This window comes from Rhodococcus sp. IEGM 1330 (assembly GCF_033142445.1).
Taxonomy (GTDB): Bacteria; Actinomycetota; Actinomycetes; order Mycobacteriales; family Mycobacteriaceae; genus Rhodococcoides.
On the sequence record NZ_JAWLSB010000003.1, the window covers coordinates 298,147 to 314,400 of the forward strand.

At 65.4% G+C, this 16,254-nt stretch carries 15 protein-coding genes; 6 read left to right on the top strand and 9 right to left on the bottom strand.

Annotated features, from left to right (window positions below; translation table 11 throughout):
* Positions 1 to 12: 12 nt before the first annotated feature.
* From R4P57_RS09560 to R4P57_RS09570, 3 genes are all read left to right on the top strand, one after another.
* On the top strand, positions 13 to 1,209 hold the full coding sequence (locus tag R4P57_RS09560) for a DUF885 domain-containing protein (protein ID WP_317802593.1): 1,197 nt from the start codon (positions 13 to 15) through the stop codon (positions 1,207 to 1,209).
* Between the two features lie 48 nt (positions 1,210 to 1,257).
* Complete coding sequence (gene glyA, locus R4P57_RS09565) at positions 1,258 to 2,541, top strand: serine hydroxymethyltransferase (protein WP_317802594.1); 1,284 nt, start codon at positions 1,258 to 1,260, stop codon at positions 2,539 to 2,541.
* Between the two features lie 426 nt (positions 2,542 to 2,967).
* Complete coding sequence (locus R4P57_RS09570) at positions 2,968 to 4,293, top strand: PhoH family protein (protein ID WP_170945933.1); 1,326 nt, start codon at positions 2,968 to 2,970, stop codon at positions 4,291 to 4,293.
* Between the two features lie 58 nt (positions 4,294 to 4,351).
* On the opposite strand, the gene R4P57_RS09575 is transcribed toward R4P57_RS09570, so the two are convergent.
* Positions 4,352 to 4,759 carry a limonene-1,2-epoxide hydrolase family protein gene (locus R4P57_RS09575; RefSeq protein ID WP_317802595.1) on the bottom strand — a complete coding sequence of 136 codons (408 nt, stop codon included), beginning with the start codon at positions 4,757 to 4,759 and terminating at the stop codon, positions 4,352 to 4,354.
* Positions 4,756 to 6,348 (bottom strand): serine hydrolase, encoded by a 1,593-nt coding sequence (locus tag R4P57_RS09580; RefSeq protein ID WP_411742344.1) that lies wholly within the window; start codon positions 6,346 to 6,348, stop codon positions 4,756 to 4,758. The genes R4P57_RS09575 and R4P57_RS09580 overlap by 4 nt, the downstream gene beginning before the upstream one ends.
* A gap of 129 nt (positions 6,349 to 6,477) precedes the next feature.
* On the opposite strand from R4P57_RS09580, the gene R4P57_RS09585 reads away from it, so the two are divergent.
* Positions 6,478 to 7,335: an acyl-ACP desaturase gene (locus tag R4P57_RS09585; protein ID WP_317802597.1), complete on the top strand. Its 858-nt coding sequence runs from the start codon at positions 6,478 to 6,480 to the stop codon at positions 7,333 to 7,335.
* A 102-nt stretch (positions 7,336 to 7,437) separates the two neighbouring features.
* On the opposite strand, the gene R4P57_RS09590 is transcribed toward R4P57_RS09585, so the two are convergent.
* Positions 7,438 to 8,841, bottom strand: coding sequence for a class II fumarate hydratase (locus R4P57_RS09590; protein ID WP_317802598.1), 1,404 nt, complete (start codon positions 8,839 to 8,841; stop codon positions 7,438 to 7,440).
* A 32-nt stretch (positions 8,842 to 8,873) separates the two neighbouring features.
* Positions 8,874 to 9,914, bottom strand: a complete 1,041-nt coding sequence (gene glpX, locus R4P57_RS09595; protein WP_317802599.1) for a class II fructose-bisphosphatase — start codon at positions 9,912 to 9,914, stop codon at positions 8,874 to 8,876.
* A 135-nt stretch (positions 9,915 to 10,049) separates the two neighbouring features.
* Between glpX and R4P57_RS09600 the strand changes: the two genes are divergently transcribed.
* The gene (locus R4P57_RS09600) at positions 10,050 to 10,622 is read left to right on the top strand and encodes a DUF4245 domain-containing protein (protein WP_317802600.1); all 573 of its coding nucleotides are present in this window, start codon (positions 10,050 to 10,052) and stop codon (positions 10,620 to 10,622) included.
* Here R4P57_RS09600 and R4P57_RS09605 read toward each other — a convergent pair.
* The 3 genes from R4P57_RS09605 to R4P57_RS09615 form a co-directional block, all read right to left on the bottom strand.
* Positions 10,619 to 10,843, bottom strand: a complete 225-nt coding sequence (locus R4P57_RS09605; RefSeq protein WP_068052858.1) for an exodeoxyribonuclease VII small subunit — start codon at positions 10,841 to 10,843, stop codon at positions 10,619 to 10,621. The genes R4P57_RS09600 and R4P57_RS09605 overlap by 4 nt on opposite strands.
* A 14-nt stretch (positions 10,844 to 10,857) precedes the next feature.
* Positions 10,858 to 12,036, bottom strand: a complete 1,179-nt coding sequence (gene xseA / locus R4P57_RS09610; protein ID WP_411742345.1) for an exodeoxyribonuclease VII large subunit — start codon at positions 12,034 to 12,036, stop codon at positions 10,858 to 10,860.
* Positions 12,037 to 12,116: 80 nt separating this feature from the next.
* Positions 12,117 to 12,728: a lipid droplet-associated protein gene (locus R4P57_RS09615; protein ID WP_317802602.1), complete on the bottom strand. Its 612-nt coding sequence runs from the start codon at positions 12,726 to 12,728 to the stop codon at positions 12,117 to 12,119.
* A gap of 121 nt (positions 12,729 to 12,849) precedes the next feature.
* On the opposite strand from R4P57_RS09615, the gene R4P57_RS09620 reads away from it, so the two are divergent.
* Entirely contained in the window at positions 12,850 to 13,857 is a 1,008-nt protein-coding gene (locus R4P57_RS09620; protein WP_317802603.1) for a 4-hydroxy-3-methylbut-2-enyl diphosphate reductase, read from the top strand.
* An 89-nt stretch (positions 13,858 to 13,946) separates the two neighbouring features.
* Here R4P57_RS09620 and R4P57_RS09625 read toward each other — a convergent pair whose 3' ends face one another.
* Both R4P57_RS09625 and R4P57_RS09630 read right to left on the bottom strand, forming a co-directional pair.
* Positions 13,947 to 15,062, bottom strand: coding sequence for a DUF6542 domain-containing protein (locus R4P57_RS09625; RefSeq protein ID WP_317802605.1), 1,116 nt, complete (start codon positions 15,060 to 15,062; stop codon positions 13,947 to 13,949).
* 20 nt (positions 15,063 to 15,082) lie between these two features.
* Positions 15,083 to 16,249 carry a DNA recombination protein RmuC gene (locus tag R4P57_RS09630; protein ID WP_317802606.1) on the bottom strand — a complete coding sequence of 389 codons (1,167 nt, stop codon included), beginning with the start codon at positions 16,247 to 16,249 and terminating at the stop codon, positions 15,083 to 15,085.
* Positions 16,250 to 16,254 lie beyond the last annotated feature (5 nt).

Below are 16,254 nucleotides of genomic sequence, written 5' to 3' on the forward strand. Positions count from 1 at the left end.
TAGGGTTCGGATATGGATGCTGCTTCCCTCGTTCGTGAATACCTGCTGCTGGGCCTGAGTTTCGACCGGCTCGAAGACGGATTCGTCGACGCGTACACCGGCGATCCCGAGTTGCGTCGTATCACCGAGAACGCCCCCGCACCCGAGCCGCGTGAGCTGGTCCGTCGAGCACAGACACTGCGCGGCGAGCTCGGCAACGTCGATCTGACACCCGAGCGCACGACGTTCCTCGACGTCCACCTGCGCGCACTCGAATGCTCGGCGCACAAGTTCGCAGGCGAGGACATCGGCTTCGTCGACGAGGTGTACGCCTACTTCGACGTCCGAATCTCCGCAGGCGATCAGGACCGGTACCTGCAGGCGCACCGCAAGATGGACGAGGTCCTCGCCGGTCCCGGGTCGCTCGGCGAACGGTTGATCGCGCATCGCCGTGCCGACGTCATTCCCGCCGACCGACTGCAGGACTGCGTCGAGGCGTTCTCGTCCGCTCTGCGCGACCGCGTCCGCGCCGAATACACATTGCCCGACACCGAGAAGGTGACCTACGAGGTCGTCGGCGACAAGCCGTGGTCCGGGTTCAACTACTACCTCGGTGACTACCGCTCGACCGTCGCGATCAACTCCGACATCGAGCAGCAGATGGCCAATCTGCCGCATCTGATCGCGCACGAGTCCTACCCGGGACACCACACCGAACACTGCCGGAAAGAGACCGGACTGGTCGGTGCAGGCCAGCTCGAGCAGACGCTGTTCCTGGTCAACACCCCGCAGTGCCTGATGGCCGAGGGCCTGGCCGATCACGCGCTCGGGGCCGTCGTCGGCGAAGGTTGGGGCCTGTGGGCGCAGGAGATCTACGCCGATCTGGGACTGCGATTCGACGGCGAGAAGGCCGAGCGTCTCGCGGCCGCGTCGAGCCAACTGTTGGGGGTGCGGCAGGACGCGGCGCTGCTACTGCACGATCAGCACAAGAGCGAGGACGACGTGGCCGCCTACCTGGAGCGATGGTCGTTGGCATCGCCGCAGCGGGCCCGGCACAGCCTGCGGTTTCTGTCCTCCCCACTGTGGCGGGCGTACATCAGCACCTACGTCGAGGGCTACAAGCTGCTCGCCGGCTGGCTCGACCAGGGTACGACCGTCAGCGAGCGTGCGCAGCTGTTCGGCAGGCTGCTCGACGAGCCGCTGACACCGGGTGCAGTACGCGTCTCGTAAACTGGGTCTCGCCCCTCTTACTCTGCTGTCCCTTGGGAGACTCCTGTTATGACTGACGTCAACAACCTGTCACTGGCCGAACTCGATCCCGAGGTCGCCGAAGCGATGGCCGGTGAACTGGGACGCCAGCGCGACACCCTCGAAATGATCGCCTCGGAGAACTTCGTCCCCCGCGCGGTGCTGCAGGCCCAGGGCAGTGTCCTGACCAACAAGTACGCCGAGGGCTACCCCGGCCGCCGCTACTACGGCGGCTGCGAGCATGTCGACATCGTCGAGGATCTCGCGCGCAACCGCGCCAAGGAACTCTTCGGTGCCGAGTTCGCCAACGTGCAGCCGCACGCAGGCGCGCAGGCCAACGCGGCCGTGCTGATGGCACTGATCAACCCGGGCGACAAGATCATGGGCCTCGACCTGGCGCACGGCGGCCACCTCACCCACGGCATGAAGCTCAACTTCTCGGGCAAGCTCTACGAGGTCGAGTCCTACGGGGTGTCGAAGGAAGACCACCGAATCGACATGGACGAGGTGCGCAAGCAGGCCATCGCCGCCAAGCCGCAGGTACTCATCGCCGGCTGGTCGGCCTACCCGCGCCATCAGGACTTCGCTGCGTTCCGCTCCATCGCCGACGAAGTGGGCGCACTGCTCTGGGTCGACATGGCGCACTTCGCCGGACTCGTCGCCGCAGGCGTGCACCCCTCGCCCGTGCCGTACGCGGACGTCGTCTCCTCCACCGTGCACAAGACCCTCGGCGGACCGCGCTCCGGCATCATCCTGGCCAAGAAGGAATGGGCCAAGAAGCTCAACTCCGCAGTGTTCCCCGGCCAGCAGGGCGGACCACTGATGCACGCCATCGCCGCCAAGGCCGTCGCCTTCAAGATCGCTGCGACGCCCGAGTTCAAGGAACGCCAGGAACGCACCCTCCTCGGTGCATCACTGCTCGCCGAGCGCCTCACCGGTGCCGACGTCGCAGACAAGGGCATCTCCGTCCTCACCGGCGGCACCGACGTACACCTCGCACTCGTCGACCTGCGCAACTCCGAGCTCGACGGCCAGCAGGCCGAGGACCTACTGCACGAGGTCGGCATCACCGTCAACCGCAACGCAGTGCCCTTCGACCCGCGCCCGCCGATGGTCACCTCCGGCCTGCGCATCGGCACCGGCGCACTGGCAACCCGCGGATTCGGTGAGGCCGAGTTCACCGAGGTCGCCGACATCATCGGCACCGCCCTGGCCACCGGCGAGGCCACCGATTCCCTCAAGAGCCGCGTCGTGAAGTTGGCACAGAGCAAGCCGCTGTACGAAGGCCTCGAAGACTGGGGACTGCTGGGCTGATCGGGGCTCGCGGCCCCCGGTTCCGCGTCAATGGACCATTGCACCGCCCAGACGTATGCAGTGGTTCATCCACGCCCATCCTCGTCGGATCAATGTGGCTTTCAGTCAATCTGAGTGCAACAAAGCCGCATTGATCCACCCGGGTGAGGGCGCTTTCGATACCGGTCGGCCGGCGACCAGGGGCGATGTCGACGTAACGCGTTGTTCACCGACACGCCAGACTTCCAGCGAGCCGATCCCGGATTTCGGCGGTACGGTCGGCAGTAACAGGCAGCGGGGAAGCTACCTGTGCGGGAGGTTCTGATACGTGACTGAGCTAGTGAGCGCGAGAGGGCCGGTACCCGGTCCTCGTGTCACCTGACACATCGGACCCGACCGGCCGAGCGACAGAGTTTGCGCGGTACCGCGCAGACGTAGGAGCCCCACGTGACCACTTCACGCTCCGTTTCCGCCCCTCTTCGGACATTCGTGCTCGATACCTCGGTCCTGCTCTCGGATCCATGGGCAGTCATCAGGTTCGCCGAGCACAATGTGGTACTTCCGCTGATCGTGATCAGCGAGTTGGAGGGCAAACGCCACCATCACGAATTGGGATGGTTCGCGCGGGAATCCTTGCGCATGCTCGACGACCTTCGCGTCGAATTCGGCCGACTCGACCAGCCGGTTCCCATCGGAACATCCGGTGGCACACTGCAAGTCGAGCTCAATCACACCGATCCTTCGGTGCTTCCCGTCGGGTTTCGTACCGACTCCAACGACTCCAGAATCCTCGCGTGCGCCCTGAATCTGGCGGCCGAGGGCAAGGACGTCGTGCTCGTCAGCAAGGACATTCCGTTGCGCGTCAAGGCCGGTGCTGTCGGTCTTCCCGCCGACGAGTACCACGCTCACGACGTCGTGCCGTCCGGTTGGACCGGCATGACCGAGCTCGACGTGCCGTCCGACGCAGTCGACACGCTGTTCAACGACGGCGTCATCGACCTCGCAGAGGCGCGAGACCTGCCGTGCCACACCGGAGTTCGACTGCTTGCCGGACGGCAGAGTGCGCTGGGGCGCGTCACGCCCGACAAGCAGATCCAACTCGTGCGCGGTGAGCGTGAGGCGTTCGGCCTGCACGGCCGTTCGGCAGAACAGCGAGTGGCGCTGGATCTTCTGCTCGACGAGAGCATCGGCATCGTCTCGCTCGGTGGAAAGGCCGGCACAGGTAAGTCTGCTCTGGCGCTGACTGCCGGACTCGAGGCCGTCCTCGAACGTCGCTCGCATCGGAAAGTCGTTGTCTTCCGGCCTCTCTACGCCGTCGGCGGCCAGGAGCTCGGCTACCTGCCCGGTAGCGAGAGCGAGAAGATGGGCCCCTGGGGACAGGCGGTCTTCGACACCCTCGAAGGGCTCGCGAGCCCGGAGGTGATGGAGGAGGTCATCGCCCGCGGAATGCTGGAAGTGTTGCCACTGACGCACATTCGCGGCCGATCGCTGCACGACTCCTTCGTGATCGTCGACGAGGCGCAGTCACTCGAGCGCAACGTACTGCTGACGGTTCTGTCCCGGCTGGGTTCGGGCTCACGCGTCGTACTCACCCACGACGTCGCTCAGCGAGACAACCTGCGAGTCGGACGACACGACGGCGTTGCTGCAGTGATCGAAAAGCTCAAGGGCCACCCACTTTTCGCGCACATCACTCTCACCCGCAGCGAGCGTTCACCGATCGCGGCACTGGTGACGGAAATGCTCGAAGAGTTCGGGCCTTCGGGCGCATAGGCGCTGCGCGCATGTGAGCGGAACTTCGTAGCCCGCTACGAAGTTCCGCTCACCTGGGTCACCGGCCCACTGCGGCCCGGAAAGTGCCTCGCGCAAGGCCTTTCAGGAAATCGACGTTGTCGAAGTAGTCCCGCCACACTGCCACTTTGCCGTCGCGCAGCTCGAAGGTTCCGCATACCCAGAATTCGATTCGAAGCCGACGCCAGATCAGGACATCGGTGCGTTCGGTGAGGACGACATCTCCGTCGGCCGCGATGTTGTGCACGATGACGTCGAAGCCGTACGCCGGCTTGGCGAGTGAGGCCATGAACCTGCCCACGTTCGAACGGCCGCGGACCTTCGGTAATCCGACGTTGTGCCACACGATCTCATCGTCGAGGCACGACATCGCGCGTTCGGTGTCTCGACTTCTCAACGCGTCGAACAGATCTACTACAGTATCGGTTGCCTGCTGTGTCTCGGTCATTTCGTGAACCGCCCCAATCCATCGCCGTCGAAGAACTCGAGTGTCAGCGTATTCGCGTCGAACGTCGCCTGGGAAATGGACCCGTCGGGTGCATTCTCGCCGCTCGGCTCGAACGTGAACGTGTCACCGTCCCACGGCGTCAACTCGTATGAGCTTTGGTTCTGGCCGAGAGCCAACGTCAGCTCCCCGTTGACCTCCGCCACCGTCGCCGGCCCCCAGTAGCTGTTCTGGTACACCCCCACGTACGACGCGAGAGGTTGTGGCGCAGTGGGATTCGCGGGGGCGGTTTTGCCCGCGAGCTCGCCCTCCGGTTCGCTCATGCCGGCGAAGGCATTCTTGTACAGCGTTCGCCAGTCCTCACGCACCTCACCGAACTGAACGAGGTCTGCGAACTCGGCGGTCACCGTTTCGGCGATGCCGAGGGGTGCGGCATTCGTCAGTACTACGATGGCGACGTCGAGCGAAGGAATCCAGACGAAGTTGGTGCCGGCTCCGAGTGCGAACGCTCCCGAATGGCTCACCGTCGTGCGACCCGCCGCACTGGTGGAGACGTTGAATCCGAAGCCGTAGTAGCCGGCGCGTGAGTCCGGTGTCGCCGACGGGCTCGAGACGATCTGCGCGCTGACGGCGGGCACGAGGGCGTCGGGATCGACGAGCTCTCGTCCGTCGTGCGTTCCGTCGGCCACGAGCATCGTCAGCCACTTCGCGAGATCGTTCACCGAGGAGCTGACGCCACCGGCCGGGGTCTGTGGATCGGGTTCCCGCTGATACTTCGCCTGATATTCGCCGTCGACGAGTACGTGGGGTACGGCCCGATCGGCCCGCGCGATGTAGTCCGCGAACGACGAGCTGGTCGAGGTCATGCCCAGCGGACCGTAGATCGTGTCCTGGCTGAGGGTGTCCCAGTCCTTGCCCGACGCCGCAGCGACGGCCTCGGCCGCGGCCGTGATCCCGAAGTTGGTGTAGTGGTACGTGGAGCGGAACGGGTCGAGGGGCACCTCCCGAAGGCGTTCGAGAACCTGGCGCCGGTCGTAGCCGAGGTCCTCGAGCAGGTCCCCGGCATGCTCGGGCAGTCCGCTTCGGTGGGAGTAGAAGTCGCCGACCGTGATGGACTCGGTCACCCACGGGTCGTCGAGCGCGAACCACGGCAACTGCGAGACCACCGGCGTCGACCAGTCGATCACGCCCGCTCCCACCTGGGACGCGATGACCGTCGCACCGACCGATCTGGACAGCGAGGCCAACTGGAACACCGAGTCACCGTCGACGGGGTCGTCCGCGCCCACTTCGCGGACGTCGAAGCCCTTCGAGTAGACGATGTCCGAGCCGTGCACGACGGCAATGGCCATACCTGGGATGTTCGACGACGCCATCAGGTCCTCGGCGATGCCGTCGAGCTTGCCGACCGCCTCGTCGATGCGTCCGGTCGGAACATCGACGCCTGCGACCTGACCGGGGGAGAGGTCGCTGGGCGGTGCGGGCTCGGATGTCGGTGGACTGTCTGCGGTTGGTGCGTCGTTGGACCACCCGACCAGCACGACCATCGAGCACACAACAGCAAGACACAGAAAATTTCGACCCGACCGCATCATGAGGAGTCCTCACGTCGATGACTGGATGCACCAGAGAACAGACCCGCAACGACCTGGCGTTAGGAGAATTCACAATGGTCAGGGGCGCGACGTCGGGCGCTCAGGCGCAGGCGCTACGGTTACCGCATGTCTACGAACCTGTCCGACGGTGATCTGCTGGTCCGTTTGGAGCCCGCGGTCGAAGAGAATCTACGACGCCACATCGAGGCAGCCAGCGACTGGCACCCCCACGATCTCGCGCCGTTCGACGAGGGCAAGAACTTCGCGTTCCTCGGCGGCGAGGACTGGGCGCCCGAGCAGTCGCACCTCAGCGATGTCGAAATCCTGGCTGCGACGGTCGCCGTCCTGGTGGCCGACAACCTGCCCGCGTACCACCGCGAACTGGCACATGCACTCACCGGTCTCGGTGCCTGGTGGAAGTGGACCGGCCGATGGACGTCGGAGGAGAACCGTCAGTCGATCGTGCTCCGCAACTTCCTGGTGCTCACCCGCGCAGTCGATCCGGTCGCACTCGAGCGCGTTCGGATGGAGCACATGACACTCGGTTACGACGCGCCGAGCCAGCATCTGCTCGACATCCTCGCGCATTTCGCCATCGAGGAAGCTGCCGCCGCGCTGCGTCACCGCAACACGGTTGCTCTGAGCAAAGATCCGGTACTGGCCACCATCCTCGGCAAGATCGCCGACGACGACGCGCTGCAGTCGGCATTCTTCGCCAGCATCCTCGACGAGGCCTTCGCCGTGGTACCCGATCAGGCCGCCCGCGCCATCGCAGACCGGATCAATGGGTTCAAGATTCCGGTCGTCGACCTCCCCGAGCGGGGCAACAGCACCGTCGCCCTCGCCGAAGCCGGAATCTACGACGCCGATCAGGAACGCGACAAGGTGTTCAAGCCGCTGCTCGCAGGCTGGAAGATCTTCGACCGCACCGATCTGGGCGAGGACGGCCTGAAGGCACGCGAGGAACTCGCTCACCTGGCTTGAGGTTCGGCCCCCCTTTCGAAAGCGTGAATGGTCCATTGCACACGTCTCGGCGGTGCAATGGACCATTCACGCGTTCAGGGGTCCGGCGGGTGAAGCAGAAAACTAGTCCTTGACCTTCGCCATGGCGAGGACGTCGAGGCGCTTGTCCAGTTCTTCTTCGCTGAGCTTGTCGCCGATCAGTCCGCGGTCGATGACCGTCTGACGGATTGTCTTCTTTTCCTTGAGTGCCTGCTTGGCCACGGCGGCAGCTTCCTCGTAGCCGATCGCGGAGTTCAACGGCGTCACGATGGACGGCGAGGACTCGGCGAGGGTCTTGAGGTGCTCGACGTTCGCGTGCAAACCGACGACACACTTGTCGGCGAACAGGACCGAGACGTTGGCGAGCAACTTGAACGACTCGAGCACGTTGCGCGCCATCATCGGGATGTACACGTTGAGCTCGAATGCGCCCGACGCGCCGCCGAACGCGACTGCGGCGTCGTTGCCGATGACCTGAGCCGCGACCTGCGTAACAGCCTCGGGGAGAACAGGATTGACCTTGCCGGGCATGATGGAGCTGCCGGGCTGCAGGTCGGGGAGGGCGAGCTCGCCGAGTCCGGTGAGCGGTCCCGATCCCATCCAACGAATGTCGTTGGCAATCTTGGTCAGTGACACCGCGATGGTGCGCAGTGCGCCCGACGCCTCGACCAATCCGTCGCGCGCGGCCTGTGCCTCGAACGAATCCTTGGCTGGGGTGAGTGCATCGATGCCGGTCGACTTGACCAGTTCCGCAACGACTTTGGGGCCGAAGCCGTCGGGTGCGTTGAGTCCGGTTCCTACGGCGGTGCCGCCGATGGGCAGTTCGCCGAGCCGCGGCAGGGTGGCCTCGACGCGTTCGATGCCGGCTTCGATCTGACGGGCGTAGCCACCGAATTCCTGTCCGAGGGTGACCGGAACGGCATCCATGAGGTGGGTGCGGCCGGACTTCACGACGGTCTTCCACTCGACGGACTTGGCGGCGAGTGCCTCGTGCAGGTGCTTCAGCGCGGGCACGAGCGACGTGACGGCTGCCTCGGTGGCGGCGACGTGAGTGGCCGTCGGGAACGTGTCGTTGGAGGACTGCGACATGTTCACGTGATCGTTGGGGTGCACCTCGACGCCTGCCGCCTTCGCGATCGACGCGATGACCTCGTTGGCGTTCATGTTCGAGCTGGTGCCCGAGCCGGTCTGGAAGACGTCGATCGGGAACTGATCGTCGTGCTTGCCCTCGGCGATCTCGGTGGCGGCGGCGATGATCGCGTCGGCCAGTGCGCCGTCGAGCAGACCGAGGTCCTTGTTGACCTGTGCGCAGGCTGCCTTGAGCAGACCCATCGCGCGAATCTGAGTGCGCTCGAGCGGACGGCCCGAGATGGGGAAGTTCTCCACGGCACGCTGAGTCTGGGCACGCCAGAGCGCATCGATCGGAACGCGAACCTCTCCCATGGTGTCGTGTTCGATCCGGAACTGCTGTTCGTCTGTCTGCGTCATGAGCCTTACTTTGCCAGTCGTGGTTTCAGGGATCAGAAGGACGGTGCTTGGCCGGATTCGTCGGCGTCGAAGTCGACCGAGGAGTATTCGCGCAGCTTCTCGAGGCGGTGGTAGGCGTCGATCATGCGCACGGTGCCGGACTTCGACCGCATGACGATGGACTGGGTGTGTGCGCCGCCTCCTGCGTAGCGAACGCCGCGCAGCAGGTCACCGTCGGTGACGCCGGTGGCGGTGAAGAAGACGTTCTCACCCGAGACGAGGTCTTTGGTATCGAGGACGCGGTCGAGGTCGTGTCCCGCGTCGATGGCCTTCTGTCGCTCGTCGTCGTCCGTGGGTGCCAGACGCCCCAGGATGGCACCGTCCATGCAGCGCATCGCGGCGGCGGCGATGATGCCCTCGGGCGTGCCGCCGATACCGATGAGCATGTCGGTTCCGGAATCGGGACGGGCGGCAGCGATCGCACCGGCAACGTCACCGTCGGAGATCAACCGGATGCGGGATCCGGCGTCGCGCACCTGCTGGATCAGTCCGGCGTGCCGCGGGCGATCGAGGATGCACACCGTGACGTCGGACGCAGATCCCTTCTTGATCTTGGCGATCCGAGCGATGTTCTCGGCGACCGGGACGGTGATGTCGATGACGTCCGCGTAGTCCGGGCCGACGGCGATCTTCTCCATGTAGAAGACGGCGGAGGGGTCGAACATCGCGCCCCGCTCAGCGACCGCGAGGACCGAGATGGCGTTGGGCATGCCCTTGGCCATCAGCGTGGTTCCGTCGACGGGGTCGACGGCGAAGTCGACGTCGGGTCCGTTGCCGTTGCCGACCTCTTCGCCGTTGTAGAGCATCGGCGCTTCGTCCTTCTCGCCCTCACCGATGACGACGACGCCGCGCATCGAGACCGAGGCGACCAACTGACGCATGGCGTCGACTGCCGCTCCGTCGCCACCTTCCTTGTCGCCGCGACCGACCCAGCGGCCCGATGCGAGTGCACCGGCCTCGGTGACGCGTACGAGTTCGAGTGCGAGGTTGCGATCTGGCGCCATGGCGCGAGTGGACTCGGTGCTGGCCGTCATCGGTTTGTAGCCTCCTGGTTGGTGGGGTGTTACCCAGGCGCGATTATCTCACTTCTGTGATGCCTGCGGTGGGGTCGGGTCGACTGTGAGGTACGCGCCGACCGAGCATTGCCGCGCAGAGGGGATACTGGTGGTGTGGCGAACAGCAAACCTCGGATTCTCAACAACAACCGCGACATGGTCTGGTCGCTGATTCCGCTGGTCATTGCCTGTTTGCTGATCGCGGGCGTCGCCAGCCAGTGCTCGCTGAGCCCCGGTGGCCCCCAGCAGGGTCCCATTCCCAACTTCGACGTGAACACGGCGCTGCAGTACGACGCCTCGGAGATCGGCTTCCCGGTGCGCAATCCGAGTGTTCCCGAGGGGTGGACGCCCAACTCGGGCAGCCGCGCGACCATCTCCGGCGACACCGGTGGAGCGGTGTCGACTGTCGGATACATCACCGGTACCGGTGCTTACTTGCAATTGACACAGACGTCGGCGTCCGAGGAACAGGTGGTTCCGTTCGTGGCCGGAAGTGAAACGGTGTACGCGTCGGGCGCACAGAACGTGTCGGGTCGAGACTGGGTGGTCTACGGCGAGGAAGGTTCGCGAAACTACTGGGTCTCGGATTTCGGTGACGTCCGAATCCTGCTGGGCGGCACCGCAACCACCGAGGACTTCACCACTCTCGCGACGATCCTCGAGGTCACCGAACCGCTCGTGCCCTAGCTGTCCTTCTCGGTGCTCGCGAGCGCGGTCTCGATCCGCTTGCGGGCACCGGCGAGCTGCTCCTCGCAGCGAGTGGCCAGCTGCTCTCCCCGCTCCCACAGAGCCAGGGAGGCGTCGAGATCGAGCCCGCCCTGCTCGAGGATCTTCACCACGCCGACCAGCTCGTCGCGGGCCTCTTCGTAGCCCAGTTCCGATACCGGCTTGTCTTCGTTCTCGCTCATGCGTACTCCTTCTGTCATTTGACTCGCCCCATGACTGCGGCGGTGACGGCACCGTCGGCCACGCGCACTCTGATCTGTGTACCCGGTGGCGCGTCCTCGACCGAACGCAGAACCTCGGGATCCGAACCCGCGACCACCCGCTGTACGACGGCGTAGCCCCGAGCAAGTGTGGCAGCAGGCCCCAGCGTCGACAGCCTGGCCCGCAGATGTTCGACGAGCGTGTCCTGAGTGGTGAGTTCGCGTTGCACGTCGCGTCGGGCAGCGTCGAGCAGCCGTCGAACCTCCTCGCGACGTTGCTCGAGCGAGGCAAGTGGGTCAGCCAGTACCGGCCTGTGGCGGAGCATGTCCAGGCCGCGTGCCTCACGCTCGACCCAATTGCGCAGCGCTGCAGCGCTTCTCGACTTCAATTCCGAGACCAGAGCTTGTTCGGCGACGGCGTCGGGCACCACGAGCTTGGCGGCATCGGTAGGGGTTGCGGCCCGCAGATCCGCGACGTGGTCGCTCAGGGGGCTGTCGGGCTCGTGGCCGATGGCACTGACGATCGGCGTGGTGGCGCGAGAGATGGCGCGGCACAGGGCCTCGTCCGAGAACGGCAGCAGGTCCTCGACGCTACCGCCGCCGCGGGCGAGGATGATGACGTCGACGCCGGGGTCGTCGTTCAGCTCTTTCAGCGCGTCCAGAATCGCCGGCACCGATTGCGGACCCTGAACCGGTGTGTTGCGGACCTCGAATCGGACCGCCGGCCAACGCCTCTGCGCGACGGTCAGCACGTCCTTCTCGGCTGCGCTGGCGCGCGCGGTGATCAGGCCGATGGTGCCCGGCAGGAACGGCAGCGGACGCTTGAGTCGTGGGTCGAACAACCCCTCCGCGGCGAGCAGGGCTCTGAGTCGTTCGATGCGAGCCAGCAGTTCGCCGACGCCAACCGCGCGAATGTCCGTGGCGCGCAGCGAGATCGTTCCCCTACCGGTGAAGAACGACAGCTTGCCGTAGAGGATGACGCGCGCACCCTCGGTCAGCGGAACGGGTGAACGGTCGAGCAACTGCGGCGAACACGTCACCGACAGCGACATGTCGGCCGACGGATCACGCAGCGTCAGAAAGGCCGTCCTGGTACCGGGACGAGCGTTGATCTGAGTGAGCTGCCCCTCCACCCAGATGGAGCCGAGCTTGTCGATCCAGCCGGCAACCTTCATGGCGACGGTACGCACCGGCCATGGCTGTTCGGCGGTGCTCGCGCCTGGCTGGGTGGGACCGGACTGGGTTGGGGGAGTGCTCACTTGGCCTTGGCGGTGGTGATGCGGTTGGCGAGCATCGTCTGGAAGGGTGCGCGGGAGAGCGTGTCGTTCTCGTAGTCGAGCAGGGTTTCGAGGTCCTCGATCGACAGCGTGCGCAGGCGCGCGCGCAACTGCGCAAGGGCGAGGGTGTCGAAGTCGATCATCTCGACGATCTCGGGCTTGTCGGCGGAGGGAGCGCGCTTGGCCGAGGTGTCCTGGACCGGCTCGTCCAGCGGAGGCGTCGAATACAGAGCGAAGCGGCCGTTCGCCGCGACCGGCTCGGCCACAGGGGCATCGGGCACATCGACGTCGTCGGTGATGACTGCGGCGTCGAATCTCGACTCGGTGTCGAAGGTCTCGTCCTCGTCGAAACTGGCCCAGGCGGGCTGCTCCTCGCTCGGGGTCCCGATCACCGGCAAGGTCGCGATGATCAAATCGCCCTTGATGGCCAGCGCCGTCACCTGCTGCTGGAATCGCATGCCGCGCGCCAGTGCCTCGCTGACGACCGTCATCGGCAGCATCAGGGCGGAACCGGGAAGCTTGCGAGCCTCTTCCACGACGGTCACGGCGACGCCTGCAGCCACACGCGCTGCAAAGGGGACTCGAGTCATGTGCACCAGACTGCCCGAAACGGTGAACTTTGGGTAGCCGACAGGCTGTACGACCGTTCGCGCCGGGGCTCGAGGACGTGGAAACGAGGCAGGCGAGCTGAGTGCACGTATCCTGGGAGGTATGTCTTCGGCTGTTCCACTGAATCTTGGTATTGCACAGTCCGCCGGTACGGGTAAGTCCTCGTACGCCGGGGGTAAGCGAGTGCTGCTCGCGGAGCCGCGGGGCTACTGCGCGGGTGTCGATCGCGCGGTCGAGACCGTCGAGAAAGCACTGGAACAGCACGGTGCGCCGGTCTACGTGCGCAAGGAGATCGTGCACAACAAGCACGTCGTCGAGACGCTGTCCGATCGCGGCGCGGTGTTCGTGGAGGAGACCGACGAGGTTCCCGAGGGATCACTGCTGGTGTTCTCCGCGCACGGCGTCTCTCCCGCCGTGCACACCTCTGCGGCCGAGCGAAACCTGCGCACCATCGACGCCACCTGCCCGTTGGTGACCAAGGTGCACCAGGAAGCCAAGCGCTTCGCCCGAGACGACTACGACATCCTGCTCATCGGCCACGAGGGCCACGAGGAGGTCGAGGGCACCGCAGGCGAGGCTCCCGAGCACATTCAGCTGGTGGACGGCCCCGAATCGGTCGCCAACGTCACCGTCCGGGACGAGAACAAGGTGATCTGGTTGTCACAGACCACGCTGAGCGTCGACGAGACGATGATGACGGTCGCCAAGCTGCGCGAGCGATTTCCGACGTTGCAGGACCCGCCGAGCGACGACATCTGCTACGCCACGCAGAACCGTCAGGTCGCGGTAAAGGCGATGGCACCGGAATGCGATCTGGTGATCGTCGTCGGCTCCAAGAACTCCTCGAACTCCGTGCGGTTGGTCGAGGTTGCACTGGGCGCGGGTGCGCGGGCGAGCTACCTCGTCGACTACGCCAAGGAAATCGACCTGGCCTGGCTCGACGGCGTCGAGACGATCGGCATCACCTCGGGTGCGTCCGTACCAGAGATCCTGGTGCAGGGAGTCATCGAACTGTTCGCCGAGCACGGTTACGCAGACGTACAGCCGGTCACCACCGCCAATGAGACTCTGGTGTTCTCTTTGCCCCGCGAGCTGCGCCCAGCTCGCTAGTAGCAAGGTCCACGAAGAGTTCACGCCTCGTATCGGAACCCCTGCGCAGGAGCAGGGAAACCGATACGGGGCGTTTTTTCGTGTTCGGGCTAGTCGCTGTGACGGTCGCGGTAGCGAACCTTCGGCACCGGATGCGGGGGAATGTCGTCCCGGTGTGGGGTCGGCAGCGAATGACTGCCCTGGCCGTTCACGGCGGTGGAATCGTTGGCAGCGGAACCACCTGCGGGGGCGCTTGTCTGGGGAGTCACGACAGGCCTGGCTCCGGTGCTGTACGGATCGGCGACCTCGCGAGGAGCATGAACCCGGGCCGATCGCTCGCGACGAGGTTCGGTCGAATACCGGGGCTCTGTTTCTCTTGCCACCTGCCGGGACTGTGCCTGCGGATACTGCGTTCGCGAGTAGTCGGGCTTCTGGTATTCGGGTTTGTAGTCGTGCCGCGGGGAGTCGGTGGCGGCGTATCGAGTCTGCGGTGCCGATGCAGCCGATCGCCGGGGGCTCGCGGTGGGATCTGCCGCAGTACGCGAGCCGGGGCGAGGGGTCGAACTCGCGCGAGGGTCGGTGTCGGGACGCGGGCGAGAATCGGTGCCTCTGCGACCGACGTACGGCCCGGGCACGATGTCGGTGGCCTCGGCCGCGGAGTCGGTGCTGCGATCGGCTGCGGCTGCTCGCCTGCGGGATCGTTCGGGGCGCTCTTCCTGTGCCCGACGCTGTGCTCTGGTGGGCTTGTCATCGCTGGGCTTCGGGCTGCGTCGAACAGCGGGGGCGTGCGTGTTCTGCCGTTTGAGCACGATGCGCAGGGCTCCGAGTCCGACGGCGACCACGGTGCCGAGCAACATCAGCGGAAAACGGTTGACCAGCGGAATGGCAACGTTGAGGATGATGTCCTTGAGGCTGGTGCCTGCGTTGTCGGTGAAGTACTGGTACGACAGCGGCACGGCCACGAACAGGATCAGCGGGGCTTGCACCATCGCGGTGAACAGTCCGCGGAAGCGGACGAGAAGGACTCCGGCGATGCAGCCGAGGACGTACATGAACGCGAACGCACCGGTCAGCTCTGTACCGCGTGCGGCATCGATCAGAAACCCGAGAAAGGTCAGTCCCGCGGCGATCGCGACGGCACCCCACGCGGGAACGCCGGGCAGGGTCGCGAGGATGGATCGGTGATCCAGCGGTACCCCGGAGCGGGCACGTTGGGAGGTAGACACCCCCCGAGGTTAGCCGTTGTTCAGCCCACTGCATCGCTGACATGACCGAAGTCGTGCCGGTAGCGGGACGAATCGGACAGTTTGGGCCGCTCGTCCACACGGGCGATGTCCACCGGCTCGGCGTCGAACAGCTCGAGCTCGTGCAGCTTTCTCGCCGTCACGCTCACCCGGGTATCGACGGACCCGACGGTGGAATTGAAGGACTCCACGGCCTTGCCGAGATGGGCACCGAGCTTGTCCAGGTGCGTCGAGACGACACCGATCCGCGTGTACAGCTCGCGTCCCAGTTGCTGGATGCGTGCAGCGTCCTCGGCCAGTGACTCCTGCTTCCACGTGTAGGCGACGGTCCGCAGTAGCGCGACCAGGGTGGTCGGGGTGGCCAGGATCACGTTCCGACCGAAGGCGTACTCGAGCAGACCGGTGTCCGAGGTCAGGGCCGCGTCGAGAAACGGGTCGCCGGGAACGAACAGCACGACGAATTCCGGCGTCGGCTCGAACGCCTGCCAGTACGCCTTGTCGGCCAACTGGTCGATGTGGGTCCGCAGTTGCTTGGCGTGGCGTCGCAGATTCTTCTCCCGCGCGGCGGGATCCTCGTCCTGAGCGGCGTCGAGGTATGCCGCGAACGGCACTTTGGCGTCGACGACGATCTGTCGACCGCCGGCGAGACGGACGATCATGTCGGGTCTGATGCCGTCCTTGCTGACCTGCGTGTCGAAATCGCAGTGCTTGAGCATCCCCGCAAGCTCGACGACGCGCTCGAGCTGGATCTCGCCCCACCGGCCCCGGATCTGCGGTGCGCGCAGTGCCGTGACCAGCTGACCGGTTTGGGTGGACAGATGCATCGACGCACGATGCATACCGGTGACCTGCTCCGACAATCCCGCATACGCACGGATGCGATTGTGCTCGACCTGCCGCACGTGCTCGGAGAGCGCATCGACGGCGTCGTGCAACGGCTCGACCAGGTGCGAGACCTGCTGACCGATCACGGTCGAATTGCGTCGCGCGGAATCCTCGTTGACCGCACTCAGTGACTGCCTGAGCATGCCCTCGTGCTCGCGCAGCGCGGCCAGTTGGGCCTCGGCTCGCACGGCACGATCGCCCATCCGCGAGGCGTGCAACAACCAGCCGACGACCGCGCCGATTCCGAGAGCGACGAGCAGGCCGAACGCGGTGAGAATGTTCATGGAGC

Excerpts from the sequence above, each read along its gene's own strand:
- R4P57_RS09605 (WP_068052858.1), bottom strand. The coding sequence starts at position 10,843 with ATGAGCGAGAACGAAGACAAGCCGGTATCGGAACTGGGCTACGAAGAG.
- R4P57_RS09590 (WP_317802598.1), bottom strand. The coding sequence starts at position 8,841 with ATGACGCAGACAGACGAACAGCAGTTCCGGATCGAACACGACACCATG.
- xseA (WP_411742345.1), bottom strand. The coding sequence starts at position 12,036 with ATGAAGGTTGCCGGCTGGATCGACAAGCTCGGCTCCATCTGGGTGGAG.
- R4P57_RS09615 (WP_317802602.1), bottom strand. The coding sequence starts at position 12,728 with ATGACTCGAGTCCCCTTTGCAGCGCGTGTGGCTGCAGGCGTCGCCGTG.
- glyA (WP_317802594.1), top strand. The coding sequence starts at position 1,258 with ATGACTGACGTCAACAACCTGTCACTGGCCGAACTCGATCCCGAGGTC.
- R4P57_RS09575 (WP_317802595.1), bottom strand. The coding sequence starts at position 4,759 with ATGACCGAGACACAGCAGGCAACCGATACTGTAGTAGATCTGTTCGAC.
- R4P57_RS09580 (WP_411742344.1), bottom strand. The coding sequence starts at position 6,348 with ATGCGGTCGGGTCGAAATTTTCTGTGTCTTGCTGTTGTGTGCTCGATG.
- R4P57_RS09560 (WP_317802593.1), top strand. The coding sequence starts at position 13 with ATGGATGCTGCTTCCCTCGTTCGTGAATACCTGCTGCTGGGCCTGAGT.
- R4P57_RS09630 (WP_317802606.1), bottom strand. The coding sequence starts at position 16,249 with ATGAACATTCTCACCGCGTTCGGCCTGCTCGTCGCTCTCGGAATCGGC.
- glpX (WP_317802599.1), bottom strand. The coding sequence starts at position 9,914 with ATGACGGCCAGCACCGAGTCCACTCGCGCCATGGCGCCAGATCGCAAC.
- R4P57_RS09585 (WP_317802597.1), top strand. The coding sequence starts at position 6,478 with ATGTCTACGAACCTGTCCGACGGTGATCTGCTGGTCCGTTTGGAGCCC.
- R4P57_RS09620 (WP_317802603.1), top strand. The coding sequence starts at position 12,850 with ATGTCTTCGGCTGTTCCACTGAATCTTGGTATTGCACAGTCCGCCGGT.